The 25,362-nt window shown below is 36.6% G+C and carries 17 protein-coding genes, 4 pseudogenes, 2 riboswitches and 1 other annotated feature; of the genes and pseudogenes, 8 read left to right on the top strand and 13 right to left on the bottom strand.

Annotated features, from left to right (window positions below; genetic code table 11):
• Nucleotides 1-27 precede the first annotated feature (27 nt).
• Nucleotides 28-399 carry a cytochrome-c oxidase gene (locus tag ACFQZ1_RS02835; RefSeq protein WP_377880588.1) on the top strand — a complete coding sequence of 124 codons (372 nt, stop codon included), beginning with the start codon at nt 28-30 and terminating at the stop codon, nt 397-399.
• A 108-nt stretch (nt 400-507) separates the two neighbouring features.
• On the opposite strand, the gene ACFQZ1_RS02830 is transcribed toward ACFQZ1_RS02835, so the two are convergent.
• Nucleotides 508-2,253, bottom strand: coding sequence for a methyl-accepting chemotaxis protein (locus tag ACFQZ1_RS02830; protein WP_377880587.1), 1,746 nt, complete (start codon nt 2,251-2,253; stop codon nt 508-510).
• Between the two features lie 144 nt (nt 2,254-2,397).
• A riboswitch (cyclic di-GMP riboswitch) is annotated at nt 2,398-2,484 on the bottom strand.
• A gap of 292 nt (nt 2,485-2,776) precedes the next feature.
• On the opposite strand from ACFQZ1_RS02830, the gene ACFQZ1_RS02825 reads away from it, so the two are divergent.
• On the top strand, nt 2,777-4,090 hold the full coding sequence (locus tag ACFQZ1_RS02825; RefSeq protein ID WP_377880585.1) for an anaerobic C4-dicarboxylate transporter family protein: 1,314 nt from the start codon (nt 2,777-2,779) through the stop codon (nt 4,088-4,090).
• Nucleotides 4,091-4,187: 97 nt separating this feature from the next.
• On the opposite strand, the gene ilvA is transcribed toward ACFQZ1_RS02825, so the two are convergent.
• From ilvA to thiM, 3 genes are all read right to left on the bottom strand, one after another.
• Nucleotides 4,188-5,396: a threonine ammonia-lyase gene (gene ilvA, locus ACFQZ1_RS02820; RefSeq protein ID WP_377880584.1), complete on the bottom strand. Its 1,209-nt coding sequence runs from the start codon at nt 5,394-5,396 to the stop codon at nt 4,188-4,190.
• Between the two features lie 119 nt (nt 5,397-5,515).
• Nucleotides 5,516-6,169, bottom strand: a complete 654-nt coding sequence (gene thiE / locus ACFQZ1_RS02815; RefSeq protein WP_377880583.1) for a thiamine phosphate synthase — start codon at nt 6,167-6,169, stop codon at nt 5,516-5,518.
• Between the two features lie 15 nt (nt 6,170-6,184).
• Nucleotides 6,185-6,994, bottom strand: coding sequence for a hydroxyethylthiazole kinase (gene thiM, locus ACFQZ1_RS02810; protein WP_377880582.1), 810 nt, complete (start codon nt 6,992-6,994; stop codon nt 6,185-6,187).
• A gap of 72 nt (nt 6,995-7,066) precedes the next feature.
• Nucleotides 7,067-7,176: riboswitch (TPP riboswitch) on the bottom strand.
• Between the two features lie 198 nt (nt 7,177-7,374).
• Between thiM and ACFQZ1_RS02805 the strand changes: the two genes are divergently transcribed.
• Nucleotides 7,375-9,564 (top strand): DNA topoisomerase III, encoded by a 2,190-nt coding sequence (locus ACFQZ1_RS02805; protein ID WP_377880581.1) that lies wholly within the window; start codon nt 7,375-7,377, stop codon nt 9,562-9,564.
• A gap of 500 nt (nt 9,565-10,064) precedes the next feature.
• Here the strand turns inward: ACFQZ1_RS02805 and ACFQZ1_RS02800 are convergent, their stop codons facing one another.
• The 6 genes and pseudogenes from ACFQZ1_RS02800 to ACFQZ1_RS02775 all read right to left on the bottom strand — a co-directional run.
• Nucleotides 10,065-12,704 (bottom strand): YhgE/Pip family protein, encoded by a 2,640-nt coding sequence (locus tag ACFQZ1_RS02800; protein WP_377880580.1) that lies wholly within the window; start codon nt 12,702-12,704, stop codon nt 10,065-10,067.
• Between the two features lie 261 nt (nt 12,705-12,965).
• On the bottom strand, nt 12,966-13,757 hold the full coding sequence (locus ACFQZ1_RS02795) for an endonuclease/exonuclease/phosphatase family protein (RefSeq protein WP_377880579.1): 792 nt from the start codon (nt 13,755-13,757) through the stop codon (nt 12,966-12,968).
• A 3-nt stretch (nt 13,758-13,760) separates the two neighbouring features.
• On the bottom strand, nt 13,761-15,401 hold the full coding sequence (locus ACFQZ1_RS02790) for a PTS transporter subunit IIBC (protein WP_377880578.1): 1,641 nt from the start codon (nt 15,399-15,401) through the stop codon (nt 13,761-13,763).
• Between the two features lie 196 nt (nt 15,402-15,597).
• A complete protein-coding gene (locus ACFQZ1_RS02785; protein WP_377880577.1) occupies nt 15,598-17,262 on the bottom strand; it encodes a glycoside hydrolase family 13 protein in 1,665 nt (554 codons plus the stop codon).
• Nucleotides 17,263-17,520: 258 nt separating this feature from the next.
• Nucleotides 17,521-17,691: pseudogene (locus tag ACFQZ1_RS02780) on the bottom strand (lipoprotein BA_5634 family protein); the annotation flags it as partial.
• A gap of 44 nt (nt 17,692-17,735) precedes the next feature.
• Nucleotides 17,736-17,893, bottom strand: a pseudogene (locus tag ACFQZ1_RS02775) (Tn3 family transposase); the annotation flags it as partial.
• Between the two features lie 62 nt (nt 17,894-17,955).
• Nucleotides 17,956-18,199 (top strand) — a binding site (T-box leader).
• Nucleotides 18,200-18,248: 49 nt separating this feature from the next.
• Here ACFQZ1_RS02775 and brnQ point away from each other — a divergent pair.
• Both brnQ and ACFQZ1_RS02765 read left to right on the top strand, forming a co-directional pair.
• Nucleotides 18,249-19,571, top strand: a complete 1,323-nt coding sequence (gene brnQ / locus ACFQZ1_RS02770; RefSeq protein ID WP_377880576.1) for a branched-chain amino acid transport system II carrier protein — start codon at nt 18,249-18,251, stop codon at nt 19,569-19,571.
• Nucleotides 19,572-19,985: 414 nt separating this feature from the next.
• A pseudogene (locus tag ACFQZ1_RS02765) lies at nt 19,986-20,153 on the top strand (BBE domain-containing protein); the annotation flags it as partial.
• 27 nt (nt 20,154-20,180) lie between these two features.
• Here the strand turns inward: ACFQZ1_RS02765 and ACFQZ1_RS02760 are convergent.
• A complete protein-coding gene (locus ACFQZ1_RS02760; protein WP_445291723.1) occupies nt 20,181-21,107 on the bottom strand; it encodes a methyl-accepting chemotaxis protein in 927 nt (308 codons plus the stop codon).
• A gap of 15 nt (nt 21,108-21,122) precedes the next feature.
• Nucleotides 21,123-21,308: pseudogene (locus tag ACFQZ1_RS26670) on the bottom strand (HAMP domain-containing protein); the annotation flags it as partial.
• 521 nt (nt 21,309-21,829) lie between these two features.
• Between ACFQZ1_RS26670 and ACFQZ1_RS02755 the strand changes: the two are divergent.
• The 3 genes from ACFQZ1_RS02755 to ACFQZ1_RS02745 all read left to right on the top strand — a co-directional run bounded on the left by ACFQZ1_RS02755 (nt 21,830) and on the right by ACFQZ1_RS02745 (nt 24,134).
• Nucleotides 21,830-22,552: an amino acid ABC transporter ATP-binding protein gene (locus ACFQZ1_RS02755; protein WP_377880574.1), complete on the top strand. Its 723-nt coding sequence runs from the start codon at nt 21,830-21,832 to the stop codon at nt 22,550-22,552.
• A gap of 17 nt (nt 22,553-22,569) precedes the next feature.
• Nucleotides 22,570-23,355, top strand: coding sequence for an ABC transporter substrate-binding protein (locus ACFQZ1_RS02750; protein ID WP_377880573.1), 786 nt, complete (start codon nt 22,570-22,572; stop codon nt 23,353-23,355).
• A gap of 92 nt (nt 23,356-23,447) precedes the next feature.
• On the top strand, nt 23,448-24,134 hold the full coding sequence (locus tag ACFQZ1_RS02745; RefSeq protein WP_377880572.1) for an amino acid ABC transporter permease: 687 nt from the start codon (nt 23,448-23,450) through the stop codon (nt 24,132-24,134).
• A 77-nt stretch (nt 24,135-24,211) separates the two neighbouring features.
• On the opposite strand, the gene desB is transcribed toward ACFQZ1_RS02745, so the two are convergent.
• Entirely contained in the window at nt 24,212-25,291 is a 1,080-nt protein-coding gene (desB, locus tag ACFQZ1_RS02740; protein ID WP_377880571.1) for a Delta(10) desaturase DesB, read from the bottom strand.
• Nucleotides 25,292-25,362: the final 71 nt, after the last annotated feature.

Here is a 25,362-nt window from a genome sequence, read left to right as displayed (position 1 = left end):
AAATTGATACAGAAAGGTGGAGTTTGTATGGGCATTCGCTTTATCAAGATTTCTTCTATTTATTTTGTTATCGGTATCTGTATGGGGATGTATATGTCAATGTCTCTTAATTTTGCATTAAGAAGTGTACATGTTCACTTGCTGCTTCTTGGCTGGGCTTCAATGATGGCAGCTGGCATTTTATATCATATCTTTCAAGAAGCTGGTCATTCTAAACTAGGAAAAATTCACTTTTGGCTGCTTAATATTGGACTGCCAATTATGATGATTGCACTAGCCCTTGAAATCTATGGACATCATGCTGCTATTCCGTTTGTTGCCGGTGGTAGTATTCTTGTTGTTCTCGCTATTATTATCTTTTCTATTAATATTTTTACCCATATAAAAGAAAATTCATAATGAAATTCTTTGCAAAGTAAAACTTCCATTATTGTAAGTTTTACTGCTCTTTATACAAAATACATGAAAAAGCAGAAGCGATTCGCACCTCTGCTTTTTCATGATATTTCAACTTTTAAATTCCGCAATAAGCTCTCGTAACTCATAGGCAAGCACATTTAAACAACTTGCTAATTCTGCTACTTCTTGAACAGACATTTCCTGCTCTTTCATACTTTCTTCTACATAGTTTGTACTCTCGACATATGTCTTTGCAATATTTGAAAGATCATTTACTAAATGAACAATATCTTTACTGTTTTGTGAAACATGACTTGATGTTCCTGATACTTCTTTTACTTGTTTTGTCACAGACTGTGCTGATTGTAAAATTTCCGCAAAAAATACCCCGCTACTTTGCACAAGAGAAATACCAGATTCCACTTCTTGTGAGCCTTTTTGCATCGAAACAACGGCTTGTTCAGTTTCTGTTTGTGTTTCACTAATAAGTTTAGAAATATCTTTAGCAGATGTTTCCGTTTGTTCTGCTAATTTTCGCACTTCTTCTGCTACAACTGCAAAACCTTTGCCAGCCTCCCCAGCACGCGCTGCCTCAATAGAAGCATTTAAAGCAAGTAAATTTGTTTGATTCGAAATTCCTGTAATCACTGTGACAATATCACTAATTTGCTTTGAACGATTTTCCAGCGAATAAATAATAGAAGATAAATCTTGAACTGCTTTTTGTATTAAACTCATCTGCTGAATAATTTGTTCAATAGCCTTGTTACCTTTAACAGAATGTTCCTCCATTCCTTCAGCTGCCTCCGCTACGTGCCCTGCCGCTCCTGTAATCGCTTGCATCTTATTCCCCATCTCATTAACAATTTCTAGACATTGCTGTACAGAAGTTTGCTGAGAATGAGCGCCCTCATTTAATCCTTCAATAGAGCCTGCAATTTCTTGTACAGCTCTACTATTCTCCTCTGTACTTGCTGAAAGCTCTTGGGAAGAGGAAGAAACTTGTTCTGAGGTTTCTTTTACTTTCTCAATGATTTTTCGAAACTTTTCAATCGTATTATTAAAATACGTATTAATAACCCCTATATCATCTGAACGTTCTCTTAATTTTATACTTAGGTCACCGTCTCCTACTTTTCGCAATCCTTCACGCAACTCTTTTAACGGTGCTAAAGAACTACGAACAATAAAGAATTGAACTAAAGTCGCAATAATAAGAAAAATAGAAATAAAGATCAAGCTTTGAATGATAAATTTTTGTTTCGTACTTGTAATAATAGAAGCATCTACATCTATTGCAACAATTGCAACGATCTTTTGATCGTCCCCCATAATTGGCTCTAATATTGTAACCCAGGTCCCGATATCATCTTTATATACCGCAGATACCTGTGGTTTTTTGGACGACATTACTTTGTCATAGGCCTCCATCCAGTATGAAGGTTGCTTAGCATAATCTCCTACCTGTACTTTTGTGGCCTTTGATAACTCCGTGGTTATCCCTACTACTTGTAATTCTCCCTTATTATTTGTTTTTACATCTGTAACATATAGATGACCTATGGTTTTTAATTCTTTTGATACATCACCTAATTGCTGAACTAACGTTTCTTTTTTCACTCTTTGCGTGGTTGGATCTTTTGCAAGATCCTCAATCAATCCCGTGTCTAGTTTGTGGACTACCATGTCCCCCGTATCTACAGAATGCTTTTCATATATAGACAACATACTATTCTGGAAAATATTAAAGTTTAACACGCTCATACTACCAATAAGCATTAAAATAACAAGGATTGTTAACAATACGTTTTTTTGTAAAAACGATAACTTAGACCAATATTTTTTTGTAATCATTTTACCCCTCCCAAGAACAGATGAATATAATATAAGAATATTAAGAATTTTAAAACCAGACTAAATATATTATTACGTACAGAAAAATAGTTAAAAAAAGAGACCAATGTTTAAAAAAGCATTGGTCTAAACCAACCCTATCAGTCCGGTAACTGGCTGGCTTAGTCTAATTCGACCTTAGCCCCTATAGTTTTGCGACCCTGCGTTTCCACAAGTTTGCCTTTCTCGATGAACGAGTTGAACGATATGGGAGTTTTATGAGAATTACACAATTCTCTGTCCACAGATTACACCATATAAATCCAATTGTCCACTTATTTGCACATATAAATATAAAATTCAAAATAACACTTTTGTAAAATATTTTTCACAAATAGAACGAATCCTATTTTTAATATACTATATAATAAAAATAGGATATTTAAGGAAATTTATTTATTATTCATTATTTAATTGTTGAACCATTAAACAAACTAAGTTATTCGATAATAATAATTGACTATTCTCTCGGAGGTACTACACTATGTTCTGGCTACAGTTCATCATCTTGTTACTCTGTATTTTCATCGGTGCACGCCTCGGAGGTATTGGCCTTGGCGTAATGGGAGGCGTTGGGATGACAATCTTTGTCTTCTTCTTCCACTTACAACCAACCTCCCCGCCAATCGATGTTATGCTTATGATTTTAGCAGTTATTACAGCCGCTGGAGCCTTGCAGGCTGCTGGGGGAATGGACTATCTTGTTCATATTGCAGAAAAAGCGCTCCGCAAAAACCCGAAACATATTACGTTCTTTGCCCCAATCGTCACTTATTTATTTACGTTTTGCGCAGGAACAGGCCACGTTGCCTATTCGGTTCTTCCTGTCATTGCTGAAGTATCACGTGAATCGGGAATTCGACCAGAGCGTCCACTGTCAATTGCTGTTATTGCATCGCAGCAAGCGATTACGGCAAGTCCAATTTCGGCAGCAACCGTTGCACTTCTCGCTATGCTTGCTGACTATAAGATTACACTATTAGATATTTTAAAAATTAGTATTCCATCTACCTTTATCGCTTGCATGTTAGCTGCTTTCGTCGCAAGCAAAATGGGGAAAGAGCTAAACGAAGATGAAGAATACTTAAAACGATTACAAGAAGGCGTGATTCCAAAACTAGAAGAAAAGAAAGAGTTTATTATCCCGAAGGGTGCAAAACTGTCTGTTATACTCTTTTTGCTTGCAACAATTCTAGTTGTTCTTCTTGGATCTTTTGAAGCATTACGTCCTAGCTGGATGATAGACGGAAAACTTGTACGTCTTTCTATGCCAAACACCATTGAAATGGTTATGCTAACAATCGCAGCGCTTATTATTATTTTTTGTAAACCAAATGTAGAAAGCATCGTGTCTGGTAATGTCTTTAAAGCAGGAGCCACAGCAGTTGTTGCGATTTTCGGCATCGCATGGATGGGAGATACGTTCTTTAACGGTAACTTACAAATGATTCAAGGTTCTATTCAAGGTCTCGTAACGAGTGCACCGTGGTTATTCGCAATTGCATTATTCGTGCTATCAATCTTGTTATATAGCCAAGCTGCAACGGTACGTGCATTAATACCACTTGGATTAACACTTGGCATTTCACCAGCACTCTTAATTGCAATGTTCCCAGCTGTAAACGGGTATTTCTTTATTCCAAACTACGGAACAATCGTTGCGGCAATTAACTTTGACCGCACAGGTACAACGCGTATCGGTAAATATGTGTTAAATCATAGCTTTATGATTCCGGGTCTTGTTGCAACAATTACAGCAATTGGAATTGGAATACTTCTCGTTTCACTGATGTTTTAATGAAGAAAGAGCTAGCCTTTATAAGGGCTGGCTCTTTTTAATCAAACGTTTGTTTAAATATTTATCCCGCATTAACGAGGCGGTAGATGGGGGCAGTTCAGTCAATGACTTCGATGCTATACCCTTTCTTCTTCATCCCCGTTAGCACTTGCTCAATATGTTCATTATCTTTCGTCTCAAGAGAAAGGTGCAGCTGCGCATAACCTGGAAATACTTTCGTTCCAATCCTCTCTAAGTGAATATGAAGAACATTCGCTTCAAAATCGGTTACAATCTGTAATACTTGCTGTAATTGCCCTGGCTTATCTTTAATCGTTGTTGAAATATGTACAAATCGGCCTGCTTCAACCATACCATGTTCAATAATGCGCGAAATAAAATTAACATCAACATTACCGCCACTTAATACAGAGACAATCTTTTTCCCTTGCTCAGGCACCTTTCCATATAGCATCGCAGCTAATGAAGTAGCACCAGATCCTTCTACAAGTAATTTATTACGCTCTAATAACATAAGCATTGTCCGAGCAATCTCCATTTCATCGACGCAGAAAATATCATCTACATAGCGCTGCACAAGCTGAAAAGTGAGATCCCCTGGTCTTTTTACTGCAATTCCGTCTGCCATTGTTGGTGTTGACTCTACCGTTATCCTTTGTTTTTCAGTAAGAGATCGTTTCATACTAGGACACGCCAACGCCTGTACACCATAGATTTTCACAGATGGCTTTTGTTCTTTAATTGCCATCGCAACGCCCGCAATTAAACCACCACCACCAATAGGACAAATGACCGCATCAACATCATCAAGCTGCTGCAATATTTCTAACCCAACTGTTCCTTGTCCAGCAATAACAAGCTCATCATCAAATGGATGTACAAACGTCGCTCCTGTTCGTTCCTTTAAATCAAGTGCATATGCTAATGCTTCATCAAATACATTCCCTTGCAATTCAACATTAGCTCCGTAACGCTTTGTCGCAAGTATCTTACTAAGCGGGGCTCCTTTTGGCATAACAATCGTACAAGGAATACCGAGCATATTACTAGAATAAGCTACACCTTGTGCATGGTTACCAGCTGATGCTGCCACAACTCCTTTTTGCAATTCTTCTTTGCTAAGTGAAGTCATTTTATTATAAGAACCACGCACCTTAAAAGAACCCGTCTTTTGCAAATTTTCTAGTTTTAAGTATATTTCATTATGAGATAATTCACTAAATGTACTGGAGTAGTCTAACGGTGTTGTATGTACAATCCCCTTCATTTTTTCATGAGCAGCTATAATATTTTGTAACGAAATCATGTTTTCGCCTCCGAAACGATATATATTCATACACGTTAGTTTAAGCTACACAGTTTGTTTTATACGACAAAAAGAACCATTTCTCACGTTAGAAATGGTTCTTTTCATATATTAGCTTATTATTTTCTTACTAACTCGGCTAATTTCTTCGTACTATTATAAGGAGAATCTGCTAAGCTAATTGCAGAAATAATAGACACCCCGTCCGCACCTGCTTCAACGACAGAAGCAGCATTTTCAATTGTAATTCCACCAATACCGACAATCGGAATTTCAATGCCACTTTCGCGGAAGAAACGTAATCCTTCCGTTCCTTGTACTGCTTTTGCATCTTTTTTCGTATTTGTTGGAAAAATCGGTCCTACCCCTAAATAATCCGCGCCATTTTCAATCGCAAACCGTGCTTCTTCTATTGTATGAGCGGATACACCGATAATTTTATCTCCCATTTTTTCACGTACTGTCTTAATGCCCTCATCATCTTGTCCAACATGAACGCCATCTGCATCTAATTCTAGCGCTAATTCCACATCATCATTTACGATAAACGGAACATTATATTCTTTACATAAAGACTGAAGCTGTTTTGCAAATGCATATCGTTCTTCTCCAGTTAACGCTCCGTCACCTTTTTCGCGATATTGAAAGATTGTAATCCCACCATCAAGTGCTTCTTTCATGACTTGCAATGGATCTTTGCGGCAATTATTGCTCCCCATAATAAAATATACTTGTAATAGCTCGGACATATACTGTTTATCGATGCGCGCCATTTCTCTCATCCTTTCTTACCGAACTTCTTCGACATTCCCATATTGTTCAACGTCTTTTGCAGTAACACTTGCTAACTGATTAAGAAATTCAATTTGGAAACTTCCTGGTCCCTGTTCAGCTGTTTTGTTTGCCGCAATTTCTGCCGCTACACCGTAAAACGTTACTGCTGCGACTGCTGCTTTTACATAGTCTCTTTCGACTGCTGCAAATGCTCCAATCACAGATGTTAATAAACAGCCCGTTCCTGTTACTTTTGTTAAAATGGGATGACCGTTACGAAGAATGAATGTTCTTTCTCCATCTGTTATAACGTCTTCTTTTCCAGTAATAACAATAGCGGTATCTAGCTGCTCTGCTGCTTGTTTCGCAATTGAAACAACATCACCGTTTCCTTCCCCTGCATCAACACCTTTAATCTCCCATTTCTCATCAATAACATTTGCAATTTCCGCTGCATTGCCACGGATGATTGCTAGTTTCACTTCACTTGGAATATGTCTCGCAACTTCTGTTCGATACAAAGTTGCACCAGCACCAACAGGATCAAACAAAACTGGTACATTGTGTGTATTTGCTGATTTCCCAGCAATGAGCATCGCTTCTACTTCTTCCGGGCGAAGTGTTCCCATATTTAAAACAAGCGCTCCAGCAATGCTTGCCATTTCAGCTACTTCTTCTTTCGCATATGCCATCACAGGCGATGCACCTAATGCGAGTAAACCATTAGCTGTAAAATTTGTCACAACAACATTTGTAATATTATGAACGAGTGGATTTCTTTCTCGTACTGTTTCAATTACTTGTGCAATTTCTTCGATTTTCATATTTGTCCATCTCCTTTTCTAATAATGGGAGATATAGCCAAAAAGACACTTTGCGCATGCAAAGTGTCTTAATATATGCTTTCACACTCTCCCTACGCTGGCATTATCCAACAGGTTCAAATGGTCAACGACAGATTAGCCGTACTCTCAGTTTGCATCCGCAAACTCCCATGTGTTTTATTATTCATCTAATTCAGAGTCTACTCTTATTCTCTCAAAATCACAAGTTACATTTTGTTATGAAAATTCTTCTCCTCTTAACTAACCAAAGATATAGAGTATTTCATTCATAACAATGGATGCGAATCTTCGGAATAACTGAATCCAAAAGGGATGTATGCTATAGTTAACTTACGGAAATTCGAAAGGATGTTTGAAATATGGCAAAAAGTGTTGTAATTGCTGAAAAACCTTCTGTTGCACGTGATATTGCACGTGTATTGAAGTGTGATAAAAAAGGAAATGGTTATATTGAAGGCAGTAAGTATATCGTTACTTGGGCTTTAGGGCATCTCGTTACATTAGCAGATCCAGAAAGTTATGATATGAAATATAAAAAATGGAATCTAGAAGATCTTCCAATGCTACCTGAACGCTTAAAATTAACAGTAATCAAGCAGACTGGCAAACAGTTCAATGCTGTTAAAAGTCAACTGACTAGAAATGATGTAAATGAAATCATCGTGGCTACAGATGCAGGAAGAGAAGGAGAATTAGTCGCTCGTTGGATTATTGATAAAGTTAAAATTAATAAACCTATTAAACGTCTATGGATTTCATCTGTTACTGATAAAGCAATTAAAGATGGCTTTGCAAACTTGAAGCCTGGTAAAGCATATGACAATTTATATGCTTCAGCTGTCGCACGTTCGGAAGCCGACTGGTATATCGGTCTTAACGCAACACGTGCATTAACTACAAGGTTCAATGCACAACTAAATTGCGGTCGTGTACAAACGCCTACTGTGGCGATCATTGCGGGTCGTGAAGACGAAATTAAAAACTTCAAAGCGCAAACATACTATGGTATCGAGGCTCAAACAACAGACAAGTTAAAATTAACTTGGCAAGATGCGAAAGGCAATAGTCGTAGTTTCGATAAAGAAAAAATCGATGCGATTGTAAAAAAACTAGGAAAACAAAATGCTACTGTAGTGGAAATTGAGAAAAAGCCTAAGAAGTCGTTTGCTCCTGGTCTTTATGATTTAACAGAACTACAACGTGATGCGAATAAAATCTTTGGTTATTCTGCAAAAGAAACGTTAAATATTATGCAAAAACTGTATGAGCAGCACAAAGTACTAACATACCCTCGTACAGATTCGCGTTATATCTCATCTGACATCGTCGGGACACTTCCAGAACGTCTGAAAGCTTGCGGAGTAGGTGAGTATCGTTCTTTAGCTAATAAAGTCTTAAATAAACCAATAAAAACTTCTAAAGCGTTTGTTGATGATAGTAAAGTAAGTGATCACCATGCAATCATCCCAACAGAAAGTTATGTAAACTTCTCAGCTTTCACAGATAAAGAACGCAAAATTTATGATCTAGTTGTAAAACGTTTCTTAGCAGTTTTATTCCCAGCCTTCGAATACGAGCAACTAACGCTACGCGCAAAAATTGGCGATGAAAACTTCGTCGCGCGCGGTAAAACAATTGTTAATTCTGGCTGGAAAGAAGTATACGAAAATCGCTTTGAAGATGACGATGCAGTAGACGATTTAAAAGAACAGATTTTACCTCGCATCGAACAAGGCGATACATTAAACGTGAAACTAATTGCCCAAACATCAGGTCAAACAAAGCCACCTGCACGCTTTAATGAGGCAACATTACTTTCAGCAATGGAAAATCCTACAAAGTACATGGGCACGCAAAATAAACAACTTGCAGACACGTTAAAATCAACCGGTGGACTAGGTACGGTTGCTACACGTGCTGATATTATTGATAAATTATTCAATTCGTTCTTAATCGAAAAGCGCGGCAAAGATATTCATATTACATCAAAAGGCCGTCAGTTACTTGATTTAGTACCGGAAGAATTAAAATCACCTACACTAACTGCTGAGTGGGAGCAAAAGCTTGAGGCAATTGCGAAGGGAAAATTGAAAAAAGACGTATTCATTTCCGAAATGAAAAACTACACAAAAGAAATTGTTTCTGAAATTAAATCGAGCGATAAAAAATACAAACACGACAACATTTCCACAAAAACTTGCCCTGACTGCGGTAAACCGATGCTAGAAGTAAACGGCAAAAAAGGAAAAATGCTTGTGTGCCAAGATCGTGAATGCGGTCATCGTAAAAACGTATCCCGCACTACAAACGCACGCTGTCCTCAGTGTAAGAAAAAACTAGAACTTCGCGGTGAAGGAGCGGGCCAAATTTTCGCATGTAAATGTGGCTATCGCGAGAAACTTGCTACATTCCAAGAAAGACGTAAAAAAGAATCAGGCAACAAAGCCGATAAACGCTCTGTACAAAAATACTTAAAACAACAACAAAAACAAGAAGAACCTCTAAATAATGCGTTCGCAGAAGCATTAAAAGGGTTGAAGTTTGATTAAAGCCATACTTAAGGGGCTATTTACTTCTTCTTTAATCTACTGGGTGTAGATTAAAAATAAGGTCGTACTATTTATAAAAAAGATGTACCGTTTTGAATGAGCTGATACGAAAAGAATTCGTGTCAGCTTTTTTTTATATCGTTTATAATAAATAATTAAAAACCCAAAAATTAACATCGGGAGTTAATCATATGAAAAATAACATTCTGTTAATCTTACTATCTTTATTTTCTTTTATATTATTTGCAATAGGTGTAGTTCAAAGTAATAATTCAATATGGATGATAATTGGATTACTAAGTTTTGTATCTTTTCTATTTTTAATATATAGACTTGTATCACTGAATTTAAAACAAAAGTAAATACTAAAGTGAAACTTTCGTCAGTGGGGTTTTCTTCATCCCCCACCTATCTTCTTTGTTTTCTCCGAACCTTGAGGTGAAGCAAAATAGCGGGATAAACAGAAGGTTCCTGCCATAACTGGCAGGAACCTTTTTCTATTAATGAATTAACTTACTTCCTTTTGCGTTTTCTACAAACTTTGAGCTCGACTTATTAATTGGCTTTTTCAAGACCAGTGCAACAATAAGCATAATAACGACCCATATACACAATGCGAGAAGATCCTTCCATACAATATCCCACAGCATACCGCCAACTGTCTCGCGAATCATACTAATCGCATACGTGAACGGTAAAAATGGATAAAGAGCTTGGAAGAATTTCGGCGTCATCTGAATTGGGAATGTTCCACCTGAACCGGCAACTTGTAGTACGAGTAAAATGACTGCCATTGATTTTCCGATGTTTCCAAATACAGAAACGAGCGAGTAAACAATGCAGACGAATACCGCACTAATCAACATGCTAAATAGAACAAACCAGAATTTATCTGCCACATAAGTACCTAGTAAGAACATATCACCCATTGCTACGATAAACGCCTGAGCAAGACCAACTGTTAAAAACGTTAAGAAACGTCCGAAGTAAATGTGATAGCTTTTATACTCCGCATCTTCCTCATGTACTTCTACTGTTAATAATGAAACCATGAGTAATGCTCCTACCCATAATGCTAACACTGTATAGAACGGCGACATCGCTGAACCATAGTTCGGTATTGGGTATAATTTATTCTGTTTTAAGTTTACTGGGTTTGCGAAGAAATCACTTTGTTTTTCTACGTCATGCTTTAACAAACGAATGATGTCATTTATATCTTCTTGTGATTTAAATTCGCGAATTTTATTGGCAATGTCTGTTATTTTCTTCTGTGCATCAGGAAGTTCAGCTTTTACTTTTTCAACTTCGTCTTTGCCAAGAGACAAACCTTTCGATGCATCTTCAAGTACTTTCTTCACATCAGGAAGACTTTTATTTGCTTCACTTAAGATTTTCGATGTATCTTTTGACATTTGTTTCGTACGCGCAATTGCATCGTTGAAGCTTGGAACAATTTCGGAATCATACCTTCCTAAAATGTCACCTAATGCCGCTGAAGCATTTTTAGATGCAGCATTTATACCATCAACTACATCCTTGGCAGGTTTCTGCCCTTTATTCATTGCATCTAATGCTAAATTTGCTCCATTGATTCCTTTTTGGAATTCACCTTTTACTTTGTTCAATTGATTAATTGTATCTGGTATATTTGTTGTTTTATTTAAATCTCCAGCAATTTTATCTGCATCATTTAATACCGGAATAATTCCATCTATTACTTGTATCCCAGCTGTCAAACTTGCTTTCAAAGAATTCAGTCCGTTTTTCGCTGGATCTAAATTTACGCCCTCTTGTTTTAATTGATCCAATTTAGGCCATGTTCCTAAAATATTGTCGATAATAGCAATCCCATCTTTAGCCCCTTGATCTAGTGCATTGATTGCATCTTGTGATGGCTGTTGCCCTTGATCTATAGCCTTAATCATATTATCAATCTTCTTACTTGTATTATCTAATACCGTTTTTAAACCTTTCAGTCGATCAATATTATCATTGAAAATTGTTGTGTTAAATGTATCATTAAGGGTTTGTAATAATGAAATGATTGTATCCACTTGTTTACTTCTAAAATCAATTTGATTTTTAATGATTTGAAGATCTTGTTTTGTCTTTTCAGGATCAACAACATTATTTTGTTTTATAGCATCTGCCATTTGTTGTGTAGATACTAACACTTGTCGAGTAGATGCTAAAAAGCTTTTTACAGTTTTTGATGATTCGGTTAATGTTTGTTCATTAATATTTGCTAAATCTAAATTCCCTGCTGGATTTTTCAAGAACTCTGTAATTTGCACCGCACCATCTGCAGACTGTTTTAGAAATGTTAGATTGTTTTTAATTGCTCCTGGTGCAGCTTCTAACGTTTTATTATTCTGTACAAAAAATGTATCTAAATCCTTCGTCATTTGTTGTCCATCTCGAATGACATTCTCAACGGTCGGCAATGTGTCTTGCGCTGTTTTTACAAGTTTTTGCGCTGTATCGGCATCCGTTAATGCCGTATCAACCAACTTGTTAATCTCTGGAAACTGCGCTTCTAATTTAAAAACAAGTTCTGTTACTTTTTCAATACTTGGCAAATTCGTTTCTAAATCAATCCCAAGTTCATTAAAAACTTTAAAAATCTCACCGTTTGCTGTTTTTACGAAGTTTTTATCTATTTCCTGTAAAACACCTGATGCACCTGATGATGTAATCTTTGGTGCAATCGCATTGACCTTTTCATTCACATAATATTGAAGCTCTGGTTTTTGCGGATTATCACTTAATACCGTTGCAATTTTTTCGGAGAAATCTTTTGGAATGGTAATACTTGCATAATAATCACCATGCTTTACACCATCTATTGCTTGCTTCTCATCAACGAACTTCCAACCGAGGTTTTTATTCTCTTTTAGGGAATTAACGACTTCTTTCCCTATATTAATGTCTTTCCCTCTTAAATTTGCACCTTTGTCTTCATTGGAAACTGCAATCGGAACATCTTTCGTATTGCCATAAGGGTCCCAAGAGGCTTTAATATTAAACCACGCATATAGCGATGGTAAAATCGTAAGCCCCAGTATGATAACAATTGCAGCCCAATGTTTCGCTACATTCCGTATGTCTGTCGTATAAATACGCCATATTTGTTTCATATTTTTTATCACCTAATCATATATTTTTTCTTTTTCCCAAATTCATACATACATTTTGCCATTATATCACTGTTTATCAAGATTTTTAAATTAAAATAATTGACACTTTCCCAGTAAACTTTATACGTCATTATATAATGAACACATGTAAATTATAACACTAAATGACCATTTTGGTTTTACGTTCAATATTTAAAATCATATATAAAATGTAATAAAAAAGCAACCAATCCGTATTTTACACGGCGGTTGCCTTTCTCATTACATATTAATTTGGACTTCAACACCAAAATGATCTGATACTACATTTCGGTTCATACCATTAAAAATCACTTGTGAGGAAACAACCTTCACAGGATGATTACTTAAAATAAGATCGATGCGTAAATTATTCTTATTTTCATCCCAACCAGCAATATTTCCTCGTACAGTTGTTCCTTCATCTTTTCTTTCAGCTAATTCATACGTGTCGTATAGACCATTTTTTATGAGATAGTCATATCCCTCACTCTGCGTACGTGCATTGTTGTTGAAGTCACCCATTAAAAACGACAACTTATTATGATCTACATGATTCAACAAATGATCTACTTGCTTCTTAAACGGCTCTTCTTCATCAATCCACCAGCCAAGATGACAAGAATAAATTGTCACCGGTTGATTGTTATAGGAAATTGTTGCGCTTACAATTTTTCGTGTTTTCCAGTACGTTGTATCTGTATTGGTTGATATGAAAAATGAGTCTTGTTTTATAATAGGATGCCTTGTTAAAACCGCTAATCCTTCTTCATATATATCATATCCGATATGGGAAAAATCCCACACAATATCGTAACCCGTTACTCCTAACTTCTCCAATTCAGCAAGCAATACGAGTCCGTAGTTGTCACGCTTCATGTGACCGCATACATTTTCCGCTGTAATCGACTGACTTACCTCTTGTAATGCAATAACGTCATAATCATTTTCTTGAATCGTTTTTGCTAAATAATGAATCTTTGCAAGTTGCTCTTCTTCTTGCCATGAATGACAATTTAAAGTTAATAATTTCATTTGTTATGCACCTAAAATATCTTGAATGTCTGACTTTAATACGTCAGCTTTTGGACCGTAAACAGCTTGTACCCCTTTATCTTTTACAATTAATCCAAGTGCTCCGTTTTTCTTCCACTTTGCTTCTGGTGCAACCATATCTAAGTCTTTTACTGTTACACGTAAACGTGTCATACAAGCATCTACATCCGCAATGTTACCTTTTCCTCCTAATAACTCAATAACCGCTGTTGCTAATGAACCTTCTTTTACATTTGCTGCTACTTCTTCAGTCCCATCTTCATTATCAATGTAGTTACCAGCACGTCCTGGTGTTGGTAAATTGAACTTTTTAATTAAGAAGTTGAAAATTGTAAAGTTTAATCCAAAGAATATAGCTGATACAACAACAAAGTTGATAAAATCTCTTGTTAATCCTGCCTTAATGATCATTGGTGTGCGAGTTAATAATTCAATAAAACCGAACGCATGGATGCGTAAATGAATAACATCTGCTAATGCGAACGCTACACCAGTTATAACTGCATAAACAACATATAGTACTGGAGCAACAAACATAAACATAAATTCAATCGGTTCTGTAACCCCAGTTAAAAATACTGCTAATGCTGCTGAGAAGAACATTGGTTTATATTTATGACGTTTTTCTATGTCTACGTTACGATACATCGCAAATGCGATACCAATTAATGATGCTGTGGAACCGATAACTTGTCCTACTTTGAAACGTGCTGGAACAACATTATTTAATAAATCATGATATGCTTTCATATCACCCTTATTTATTAAGTTATTTAAGTCTGTAATCCATGCAAGCCATAATGGATCTTGTCCTGCTACAACTTGCCCTGCCTTGGCACCTGTTAATATTGTGTACGAGCCGCCAAGCTCTGTATAGTTCATTGGAATCGTTAACATATGATGCAAGCCAAATGGTAATAATAAACGTTCAAGTGTTCCATATACAAATGGTGCAACAATTGGCGCACTATCTTTTGAAGCTGCAATCCAACGTCCAAATTCGTTTAATCCACTTTGAATGAATGGCCATACGAACGATAAAATAATAGCAGTGATTGTAGAACCAACGATTACTACGAATGGTACGAAACGTTTTCCGTTAAAGAATGCTAATGCTTGTGGTAATTTATCATAGTTATAATATTTATTGTATAACGTAGCTCCTAAGAAACCTGAAATAATCCCTACGAATACTCCCATGTTAAGTGCTGGTGCACCAAGAACAGAAGTAAAGTAATCTTTAACAAGTAAGTTCCCTGCTAATAAGGAAGAAACTTTCGCTTTTGAATCCGCTAACATTACAGCGTTTACACCAAAAATTGCTCCTGTAATTCGGTTTGTTAATATAAATGCTAGTAAAGCTGCAAATGCACCGCCTGCACGGTCCTTTGCCCAAGATCCCCCAATTGCTACAGCGAATAAAATATGTAAGTTTACAATAATTGCCCAACCGATATCTTCCATAACTCTAGCAATCGTTTGTACTGCAGATACATCACCAGCAGACATACCGATTAGTTTACCAATGGAAATCATTAAACCAGCAGCTGGCATAACCGCGACAACTACCAATAAAGCTTTTCCAAACTTTTGCCAAAAATCAAAAGATGCAAGCTTCTTCATTTCTTTGTTCCTCCTTTTTCTAAATTACAATCCCTCATGTATAAATAATAATTGCTTATCCCCTTACGAAAACATTTTTTACGCAATCGTTTTCATAAATCAATTTTAATAAAAGCGTTTTCATATTGCAATAATAATTTTATAAAAAATACAAATTTTTATAAAAAAAAGATGCTATATAAGCATCTTTTCCCTATTAATAAATACGATAAACTCTTGTTTCATATGGTTTTAAAGTTATTGTTGTCACTGCATCATGATCTTCTACTTCATAGTTATTTAAAAGCAAACGATTGCGTTCTAGCTTATATGAAGTCTCATCATATACAGCTTCACTCTTTGATAAATTGCTAATTACAATAACTTTTTTATTATTTAACGTACGTGTATACGCATAAATTTGTGGGTCATCTTCTAAAAGTAAATCGTACGTTCCATAAGTAAACACTTCGTGCTCTTTTTTCAATGCAATCATCTTTTTATAGAAATTTAAAATGGAATTTGAATCTGTTTGCTGCACCTCTACATTAATTTCTTTATAATTCGGATTCATTCCAAACCAAGGCATACCTGTTGTAAAACCAGCATTCTCTTCGTTACTCCACTGCATCGGTGTACGTGAGTTATCACGACAAGATGCCCAAATAATCTCCATAATTTCTTGGTGAGGTATACCCTCTTCAATCTTTTGACGATATAAGTTCTTAATTGCCACATCATCATAATCTTCGATATGTGGGAACTGGACATTTGTCATTCCAATTTCTTGGCCTTGGTAAATAAACGGTGTACCATGCATAAAGAAATACATTGCACCTAAAGCCGTTGCACTTTCGCGCCAATATTGTTTATCATCTCCCCAAGTAGAAACAATACGAGGCTTATCATGATTTTCAATATACAGCGCATTCCATCCTTTATTTTCCAAACCTTTTTGCCACTTCGTTAAAACTTTTTTAAGCCCTGCAACATCGAGTTCTTTTTTCTTTTCTGCATCCCATAAGCTTAAATGCTCAAATTGGAATACCATATTAAACTTTCCTTGTTCTTCTCCAACCCAAAGCTCAGCATCTTCAATTTTCACACCATTTGCTTCGCCAACAGTCATAATATCATAATTTGAAAACGTTTTTATTTTTAGCTCTTCTAAAAGTGGCTGAATGCCATCAACATTCATATGTTTATCAAAAGAAGGTACATACTTTAGCCCTTTTGGATTCGGCATGTCTTTAAACCCTTCTTCTTTTTTAATATGACTAATTGCATCAACACGGAAGCCATCAATTCCTTTATCAAGCCACCAATTGACAGTATCATATAACGCCGCACGCACCTCTTCATTTTCCCAGTTTAAATCTGGTTGCTTACGTGAGAACAGGTGTAAATAATATTGATTTGTTGCTTCATCATATTCCCAAGCAGAGCCATTAAAAATACTTTCCCAGTTATTCGGTTCTTTCCCATTTTTTCCGTCATGCCAAATATACCAATCACGTTTCGGATTATCTTTAGAAGAACGCGACTCAATAAACCATGGATGTTCATCACTTGTATGATTAATAACTAAATCTATAATGAGCCTCATTCCACGCTTATGAACTTCTTCTAATAACTGATCAAAGTCAGCCATTGTGCCGAATTCATCCATAATAGCTTGATAATCACTAATGTCGTAACCATTATCGTCATTTGGCGATTTGTACATTGGACAAATCCAAATTACATCTATACCGAGTTCTTTTAAATAATCTAGTTTTGAAATAATGCCTTGCAGATCTCCAATACCATCGCCATTTGAATCCATAAAGCTGCGCGGATAAATTTGATAAGCTACCGCTTCTTTCCACCACGTTTTATTCATAATTCCTTCTCTCCTTTTGCATAGGTTAATGCAAACGTTTTCGTAAAGCTATCATAACAAAATATGTGAAGTTTGTAACGTTTTTTTTATCTGATATTGTTACTTTTACTTATTCAATATGTTTATTTTTCTCTTCCTGATACGCAAATATCTGTATTTTTCAGTAAAAAATATAGTAAAACTCCCATATCACATAAAAACAAGGTAGCGCTCATGTGCTACCTTGTTTTTATTATTTACAAACTTTCACCTAATCGATTACTTTTTAATTTTTACAAGTTGTGCAGTTTCTATATCCTCACCTTGTTTTGGTAAATCTTTCGCTGGATCTTTATCAAACTTCAGCACACCTACAGATTTTTCTTCACCCTTAATTTTTGTATACATTGCATCATCTACAACAGCAAACATATCAGCATATGAGCGACCATCATAGTTACGAAAATTTCTCTATTACTAATAAAGGACTTATTATTGATAGCATTGGCTCTTTGCAATTGATACTGTATGGTTCGTTCCCTAAGCTCTCCTTGTTTTCCAAAGAAAATAGCTGTCCATTCATGGCTTCTCCTTTATTTAATCCTATTTGTATTTTTCTTCTTAAAGATTCATCCGAAATATAATTCAGAATATTAACAAAAAATATTGACTGATAATATTTTCTCTGCTAACCTTATTTTAATTCTTAAGTGAAGAAAATCTATGACGAGAAGAGTAGCCCAAGAACCTAGTTCTACAGAGAATCAACGTTTGGTGAGAGTTGATGTGCGAGACTTGTGCGAAAATCATCTCTGAGATGCAAAGCTGAATGACTAGTAAGCTTTGCCGGATTGTCCGCCGTTACCATGGAACACGTATGATTGTACGTTGATCGAGAGCCGCAGTGCACTTTTTGCTGCGGAAGTAGGGTGGTATCGCGAGTCAGCTCGTCCCTAACCATAGGGACGGGCTTTTTTTATTTTTCAAATTTGGAAGGAGTCGTTTTTATGAAGAAGAAAGAGACTGTATTTATCGGACTTATGTTATTTTCAATGTTTTTTGGAGCCGGCAACTTGATTTTCCCGCCGTTTCTCGGCATGAAAGCTGGAACCTCATTTTGGCTGGCAATCAGCGGTTTTATCGTGACAGGTGTAGGTTTACCGTTTGTCGTTTTAGCAGCGATGTCTCTTGTAAAGGGCGGGGCGCAAGCGTTAGGAAGTCGTGTACATCCCCTTTTCGGTTCTGTGTTTACTGTAATTGTATATTTATCAATCGGACCGTTCCTTGCGATCCCTCGTAATGCGAACGTCGCGTATGAAATGGGATTGAAGCCTTTTGTAGGCGGCAGTTCCTTAAATAATTCTGTACTCTTATTATTGTTTAGTTTTGTGTTTTTCGGTCTTGTTTATGCGGTGAGCCTAAACCCATCTAAGCTGGTTGATTACATGGGACGCTGGATTACACCGGCTTTACTTCTGGCAATTGTTGTTTTATGCGTAACAGCTTTTATTCATTTGGACGCTCCTTTGCATGCACCGGCGGAAAACTATCAATCCGGCGCATTTTTTAAAGGGTTCATTGAAGGATATTCCACAATGGATGCTCTTGCTGCCCTCGCATTTGGCGTTGTCATTCTGAATACTTTCCGTCAAAGAGGCGTGAAGGATAATCGGCAATTAATGCAGTCCACACTGAAAGCTGGATTTGTAGCTGGATTTGCATTGGCCTTCGTATATGTGGCAATCGGTTTAGTTGGCGCAAAAATGGCTTCGCAAGGTACATTTGAAAATGGTACTGCAATTTTGTCAGCAACTGCGAGTTCTTTTTTAGGTTACGGCGGAAAACTGTTGTTGGGCGTTATTTTTACACTTGCTTGCTTTACGACTTGCGTAGGTTTAACAACAGCATGCGGACAGTTCTTTGCACAGCTTTCTTCCAAATTCAGCTATAAATTTTTCGTAACTGCGGTAACTATTGTAAGTTTCGCTCTTGCAAACCTAGGATTGAATGAAATTATCACTGTATCCGTGCCATTCCTTGTAATGGCCTATCCATTAACCATTGTCTTAATAACACTTTCCTTCTTCACAAAGGCACAAAAGGTATACGGAAGTGCCATGCTGTTAACAGGATTGGTTGCTTTGTATGATGGTTTGAAAGCATTCGGTCTCCAATTGAAGCAAATGCAGAGCTTGATGGATATGCTGCCGTTTTCATCGTTTGGACTTGGCTGGGTTGTACCTGCTTTGATTGGGACTTTGATGGGATTTATTTGGGATAAATTTAGCCGCAAAGCGATTCCGGCAGCTTACGAGAAAAAAGCTTCCTAATAAATTATTTCGACTTTTGGGTGTTTTTGCACAACGTTCCGAAAAAGTTTAATAAGCTGTATCACTTGAACCACTTAAGTTTAGGGAAAGCCTCTCGAGAAGTACACTATTTGAAACATGCTGTTAAACTTGTCTTTTGTGTTTCATAAATACAACTTAAATCAATTTTAAACATATCAATAGTATTGTATACGTTTTGACATACGTTGTTTTTTTCTTAATAAACCTTTTCGAGGGGATATGTAAAAATACCCTTATTGTTAACTTTGCTAACTGCTACATTAGCTTATTTTCTCTCTCAAAAGAAATGAACTAACAGATGCTTAGTGAATAAACCCCCAATTTCATAAATAAATTGGGGGTTTATTCTGAAGAATTCTTAACGTTGTAAGTTCGCGTTTTTCCGTCAGTACCCCTTATACAGCTGGTGACTATGTAAACTGGCCAGATTTAGACATTAAAAACTGGCCAACCACTTATTACGGAACAAATTCCACAAGATCACAAGAAATGAAGACTGCATATAATCCTCATAATGTTTTTCGTTTTCCACAAAGTATTCCACCGCTTACAAAAAAATAAAAAGGAAGAACGATTCATCGTTCTTCCTTATACCATAAACTGTGCAATTGTCTTTTTTAATTCCACTGCGCGTTTCTCTAAATCTTTTGATAGCTGATCAATGAATATCATATTTTCAGATTGCTTCATCGTTACGCGAGCAACTTCCTGCGCCCCTGCTGAAGTTTCTTCAGCAATTGCTGCTACTTCCTTCGTTTGTATACCCGTTTCATGAATATAATTCATCTGTTCATTCATATAACCACTAATTTTTTGAATCGCATCCACTACTTCCATAATACTTGCTGTCATTTCTTTTAAAATAACCTCTGTTGCTTCGCCGCGTTTTGCCTCTTCTTTTGCTGCTTTCACTTGCTCTTTCATTTGCAAAGAAACATGATTCACTTCGTTTTGCATATCATGCAATAACTTTGAAATATTTTGTGCTGAACTTGCACTTTCATCTGCTAATTTTCGTACTTCTTCAGCAACGACTGCAAACCCTCTTCCATGTTCTCCGGCACGAGCAGCCTCAATTGATGCATTTAAGGCTAACAAATTCGTTTGGCTGGCAATCTCACTCACTAATGAGACAATATGCCCTACTTGCTTTGTATAATCTTCTAACTTTTGTACACTTTTCATCGACTCTTCATTTTCTTTTGCTAACATTTGAATTCCTTCAATAAGCGACACAAAAACACGTGTACTTTGTCCAAGCGCCTGCACCATTTGCGAAGATAATTGATCTGATTGTTTTGCTTTTCCTTCCACTTCACTTGCAATGGAAATTGTCGCATCCACAGTAGAAACAATCGTTTGAATAGAAGCTGCTGAATGCTCCGCTCCCACAGAAATTTCCGTGAGGGTTTCTGATACTCCTTGCGCTTGTTTCGTCGCCTCTCCTGTTTGCTCTCGAATTTGCTGTACTTGATTGTGTGTATATGTAAACGTTGTATCAATATCTTTCACCATTGTCCGTAAATTTCCAAGCATCACATTAAAAGCAACACTTAAAGAACGAATCTCATCATCCGCTTTCGGAAGTGAAACATCTTCACGAATATCCCCATTCGCCGCTTTATGGGCAGCTTCTTCTAGCTTTCGAAGTGGTTTAATAAGAAAATCTGCTGCAAAATATGCCAAAATCCCTGACCAAATAACCCCTAATACCATCACAATAATATTGTACATAGTTTGATTTACGTATTCATGAACATAATCATATACAACATAAATAAACACCAAACTTGTTGAATACGTAATGAGTGCTAAAATCGTCGTAAACAACACTAGCTGTATACGCAATCCAAAGGAAAAAGGCTTCTTTTCTTTTTCCATGCCAAGCTTCCCCCTATCTAAATGATATAAGTACCTTCTATATGTTATTATCTATATTTTTTATATAAAAAGATATATAGATTTTTAAAATAAATAATTAAATTTTAAAGTAAATAATTACACCTCTATTCCTTTCCATCAATGATCCTATATAACAGACCTAAATATAGCTGTTTACAGATTTTATATACGACAATTTATCCCGCTATTCACGGGCAATAAGCCCCCCACTGATGGAAGTTTCACTTTATAATCCCTTTAAATTTTTAACAAAAAATGAAGGAATATGACAATTTGTGACTAATTATCAAAAACAAGGTATTTTTATACGTCTGAATTTCATTGGAGGGGGATGCATGATACAAGTTCAAAATCTAACAAAATCTTTCGGTTCCTTAAATGTGCTCAAAAACGTCAATTTACACGTGCAAGAAAAAGAAGTTGTTGTCTTAATTGGCGCAAGCGGTTCAGGGAAAAGTACATTATTGCGCTGCTTAAATTTCTTAGAGCTGTATGATGATGGAGAAATTTCGATACAGGGTGAACAAATCCATCCAAAACATACAAATCTAAACAAAGTCCGCGAAGATGTCGGCATGGTTTTTCAACATTTTAATTTATTCCCTCATATGACCTCACTAGAAAACATCATTGAAGCTCCTATTCACGTCAAGAAGTTAGACAAAACAACAGCAACAACCATTGCTTACGAATTGTTAGGAAAAGTCGGATTGCAAGATAAGGCTAACGTAACACCCGATCTTTTATCAGGCGGCCAAAAACAACGAGTCGCTATCGCAAGAGCACTCGCAATGAATCCGAAAATTATGCTATTTGACGAACCTACCTCAGCTCTCGATCCTGAACTCGTCGGAGAAGTACTGCAAGTTATGAAAGATCTCGCAAAAGAAGGTATGACGATGATTATCGTCACGCATGAAATGGGATTTGCTCGCGATGTAGCTGATCGCATTATTTTTATGGACAACGGACGAATCATAGAGGATGCACCTCCAGAACAGTTTTTCACCGCTCCGTCAAATGAACGCGCAAAACAATTTTTACGAAACATTATATAAACATTGGAGGGGTTTTTATGAAACGAAAGATGCTTAAAGTAATAGCAATGATTACATTATGTGCTTCTTTAATATTAAGCGCCTGTAGTAAAGAAAGTAGCACTACATCAGCAGACGGAAAGAAAGAATTTCGCTATGCAATGAGCGGTTTATATAAACCATTTAACTATAAAGAAAATGGCAAGCTTGTCGGCTTTGACGTCGAAATTGGTGAGGCACTTGCTAAAAAAATGAATATGAAAGCTGTTCCTGTAACAAATCCTTGGGAAACACTCATACAAGGTCTGCAAGCAAAAAAATATGATGTAATTCTAGGAAGTATGGCCATCACAGAGGATCGTCTCAAAGCAGTTAATTTTACAAATCCATATTATCGCTCTGGGGCACAAATTTTCGTTGCAAAAAATAACACATCCATCTCCTCCGCTGAAGATTTAAAAGGGAAAAAAGTAGGTGTCGTAAAAGCAAGTACATTCAAAACGCTTGTTGCCAAGCAGACAGATCAAATTACAGAATACGATAGCGACATTACCGCTCTTATGGATTTAGAGCCAGGACGAGTTGATGCTGTTGTCACAGATCAAATGGTAGGCCTTCGCATGATGAAAGAAGGAAAATCAAATATAAAAGATGCTGGTAAACCATTATCTCTTGATGAAATGGCCATTGCTGTTCGCAAAGATGATAAAGAATTAATGAAAAAATTAAATAAAGCATTAGATGAAATCATTCAAGATGGTACGTATGAGAAGATCAGTAAAAAGTGGTTTGGTCGTAACATTCTAGGTGAGAAAGCAAAATAGATTTTTTATATGTGAGTAGTGCCCCGCACCTTTCATTGGGGCATTGCTATCATATTCGTAAAATTGAAATCAACCCTATAGAGGTGAGACGAATGATTGATATTTTTATCTCTACATATCCAACGTTCCTAAAAGCAATTGTTCTGACATTACAATTAACAATAACCTCCTTATTACTTGGATGCCTAATTGGATTGTTATTTGCATTTTTTCGTATTTCCAATAGCAAATTCTTAAATGGAATTGCGCATGTATACATTGCTATTATTCGTGGTATACCATTAGTTGTACAAATTATGATTCTCTATTTTGGAATTACTTCTGTTATTGTATTATCACCTTTTTGGGCTGGCGCTATTGCCCTTGCTATTCATAACGGTGCCTATATTACTGAAATTTTCAGAGGTTCTATTCAGTCTGTGGACCGCGGCCAACTCGAAGCAGCTCGCTCTCTAGGAATGACATATCCATTAGCAATGCGACGTATTATTTTGCCTCAAGCATTCCGGTTATCTATTCCTCCTCTAGGCAATCAGTTCATTATCGGCTTAAAAGACTCTTCTCTCGTTGCCTATGTAGGAATGTCCGAGCTATGGGGATCTGGACTTTCTGAAGCTGCTGCAAACTTTCAACAACTTGAAACATATATTGTCGTCAGCATCTATTACCTTGCGCTCGTTCTTCTATTTACGTACTTCGTTCATCTTCTTGAAAAACGATTAGCACGAAAAAATATGAATCACACACAACCCGCTAAACAAGAAGAAATATCTATGTAAAAAGCACGAACTCTTCATGAGTTCGTGCTTTTATCTTTATTATATAAAAATCATTGATTCTAATACCGAAATATATTTTAGCCGTTTTTTACATTTTTTACTTCTTCTATACTTTCCTCGCGATATTCAATATTCGCAGGATCTAATCCATTCCCTAAGGAACCGTATAGATGCGCTTTATGCGGATCAATTAACTCGCTACCTTCGTGGTACACACGCGGTGTATTCCAAAGCGTAGCTAATGCTTTCCCCATCGGCATTTCATGATAGCGCTCTGGCCACATTTCTTTAATTTTCTCTTTTACTAATGGATAGTATTTTGAGCTCATACCTGGGAACAAGTGATGTTCTGTATGATATGAGAAATTAAAATGTAATACGTCTACCCAGCGCGGCACCGTTACTGATAAACAGTTAGCAAGTGGATCATTTACAGGAACAATCGGGTTCAAACGGTGATTTGTTGCGATATATCCCATTACAATAGCGTTTGCAATTAATAATGGAATAACATAAGCAAAAAACCACTTTAAAGGTCCCATAATAAAAAATAAACTAATCCACACTGTCCATGGTAAAAGAAGCTGAAGCCATACAGATTTTTGAGTTGACGGCTTAAATTCCTTGATAAAAAGGAAAAACATACGAGACGAATGCATCGTAAATTGAAATGTTAACGATAGAAAGCTAAAGAAAGAACGAACGTGCAACGGAAGGCGATATACCCAGCGTAAAAATTTGCTTTTCTTAAACTTATCCATCGTTGGCCACGCATCCGGATCATGCTCCTCATGCTGTGTATGCACATGGTGAGTCAAATTGTGCCACTTTCTCCACAACTTTGGTCCAGTTGACAGCGGTAAGAACGCAATTGCCCCAAGAAAATCTCGCAGCCACGCTTTTCTTACTACTGTACCATGTAAAATTTCATGTCCAAGAAATCCCATAGATGCAAAACATAATCCTAAAACGATTGCAATTCCAAGATTAGCCCACACGTTCAAATCTAATAAACCAATTGTCAAAAATCCAGCTATCGTAATAAGTAAATAGGCCAGTCCACCAAACAAACGAGTTGGGACTGGTTTAAATGCCTTCTTTGGCAAATGCGGTGATACACGTGCTGCATACCATCCAAACGTATGAAGATCCTTCATTCTTTTACCCCCTTTTCATGCCGCGCTTACACACCTTACATACATCGATTATCGTTTCCAGATTGATAATA

It is taken from the genome of Bacillus sp. CGMCC 1.60114 (assembly GCF_042676365.1).
In the GTDB taxonomy this organism is placed as follows: domain Bacteria; phylum Bacillota; class Bacilli; order Bacillales; family Bacillaceae_G; genus Bacillus_A; species Bacillus_A rhizoplanae_A.
The sequence above is the reverse complement of the archived record's forward strand: the minus strand, read 5'-3'. Positions and strand labels throughout refer to the sequence as shown.

Excerpts from the sequence above, each read along its gene's own strand:
- ACFQZ1_RS02835 (WP_377880588.1), top strand. The coding sequence starts at position 28 with ATGGGCATTCGCTTTATCAAGATTTCTTCTATTTATTTTGTTATCGGT.
- ACFQZ1_RS02830 (WP_377880587.1), bottom strand. The coding sequence starts at position 2,253 with ATGATTACAAAAAAATATTGGTCTAAGTTATCGTTTTTACAAAAAAAC.
- ACFQZ1_RS02825 (WP_377880585.1), top strand. The coding sequence starts at position 2,777 with ATGTTCTGGCTACAGTTCATCATCTTGTTACTCTGTATTTTCATCGGT.
- ilvA (WP_377880584.1), bottom strand. The coding sequence starts at position 5,396 with ATGATTTCGTTACAAAATATTATAGCTGCTCATGAAAAAATGAAGGGG.
- thiE (WP_377880583.1), bottom strand. The coding sequence starts at position 6,169 with ATGGCGCGCATCGATAAACAGTATATGTCCGAGCTATTACAAGTATAT.
- thiM (WP_377880582.1), bottom strand. The coding sequence starts at position 6,994 with ATGAAAATCGAAGAAATTGCACAAGTAATTGAAACAGTACGAGAAAGA.
- ACFQZ1_RS02805 (WP_377880581.1), top strand. The coding sequence starts at position 7,375 with ATGGCAAAAAGTGTTGTAATTGCTGAAAAACCTTCTGTTGCACGTGAT.
- ACFQZ1_RS02800 (WP_377880580.1), bottom strand. The coding sequence starts at position 12,704 with ATGAAACAAATATGGCGTATTTATACGACAGACATACGGAATGTAGCG.
- ACFQZ1_RS02795 (WP_377880579.1), bottom strand. The coding sequence starts at position 13,757 with ATGAAATTATTAACTTTAAATTGTCATTCATGGCAAGAAGAAGAGCAA.
- ACFQZ1_RS02790 (WP_377880578.1), bottom strand. The coding sequence starts at position 15,401 with ATGAAGAAGCTTGCATCTTTTGATTTTTGGCAAAAGTTTGGAAAAGCT.
- ACFQZ1_RS02785 (WP_377880577.1), bottom strand. The coding sequence starts at position 17,262 with ATGAATAAAACGTGGTGGAAAGAAGCGGTAGCTTATCAAATTTATCCG.
- brnQ (WP_377880576.1), top strand. The coding sequence starts at position 18,249 with ATGAAGAAGAAAGAGACTGTATTTATCGGACTTATGTTATTTTCAATG.
- ACFQZ1_RS02760 (WP_445291723.1), bottom strand. The coding sequence starts at position 21,107 with ATGGTGAAAGATATTGATACAACGTTTACATATACACACAATCAAGTA.
- ACFQZ1_RS02755 (WP_377880574.1), top strand. The coding sequence starts at position 21,830 with ATGATACAAGTTCAAAATCTAACAAAATCTTTCGGTTCCTTAAATGTG.
- ACFQZ1_RS02750 (WP_377880573.1), top strand. The coding sequence starts at position 22,570 with ATGAAACGAAAGATGCTTAAAGTAATAGCAATGATTACATTATGTGCT.
- ACFQZ1_RS02745 (WP_377880572.1), top strand. The coding sequence starts at position 23,448 with ATGATTGATATTTTTATCTCTACATATCCAACGTTCCTAAAAGCAATT.
- desB (WP_377880571.1), bottom strand. The coding sequence starts at position 25,291 with ATGAAGGATCTTCATACGTTTGGATGGTATGCAGCACGTGTATCACCG.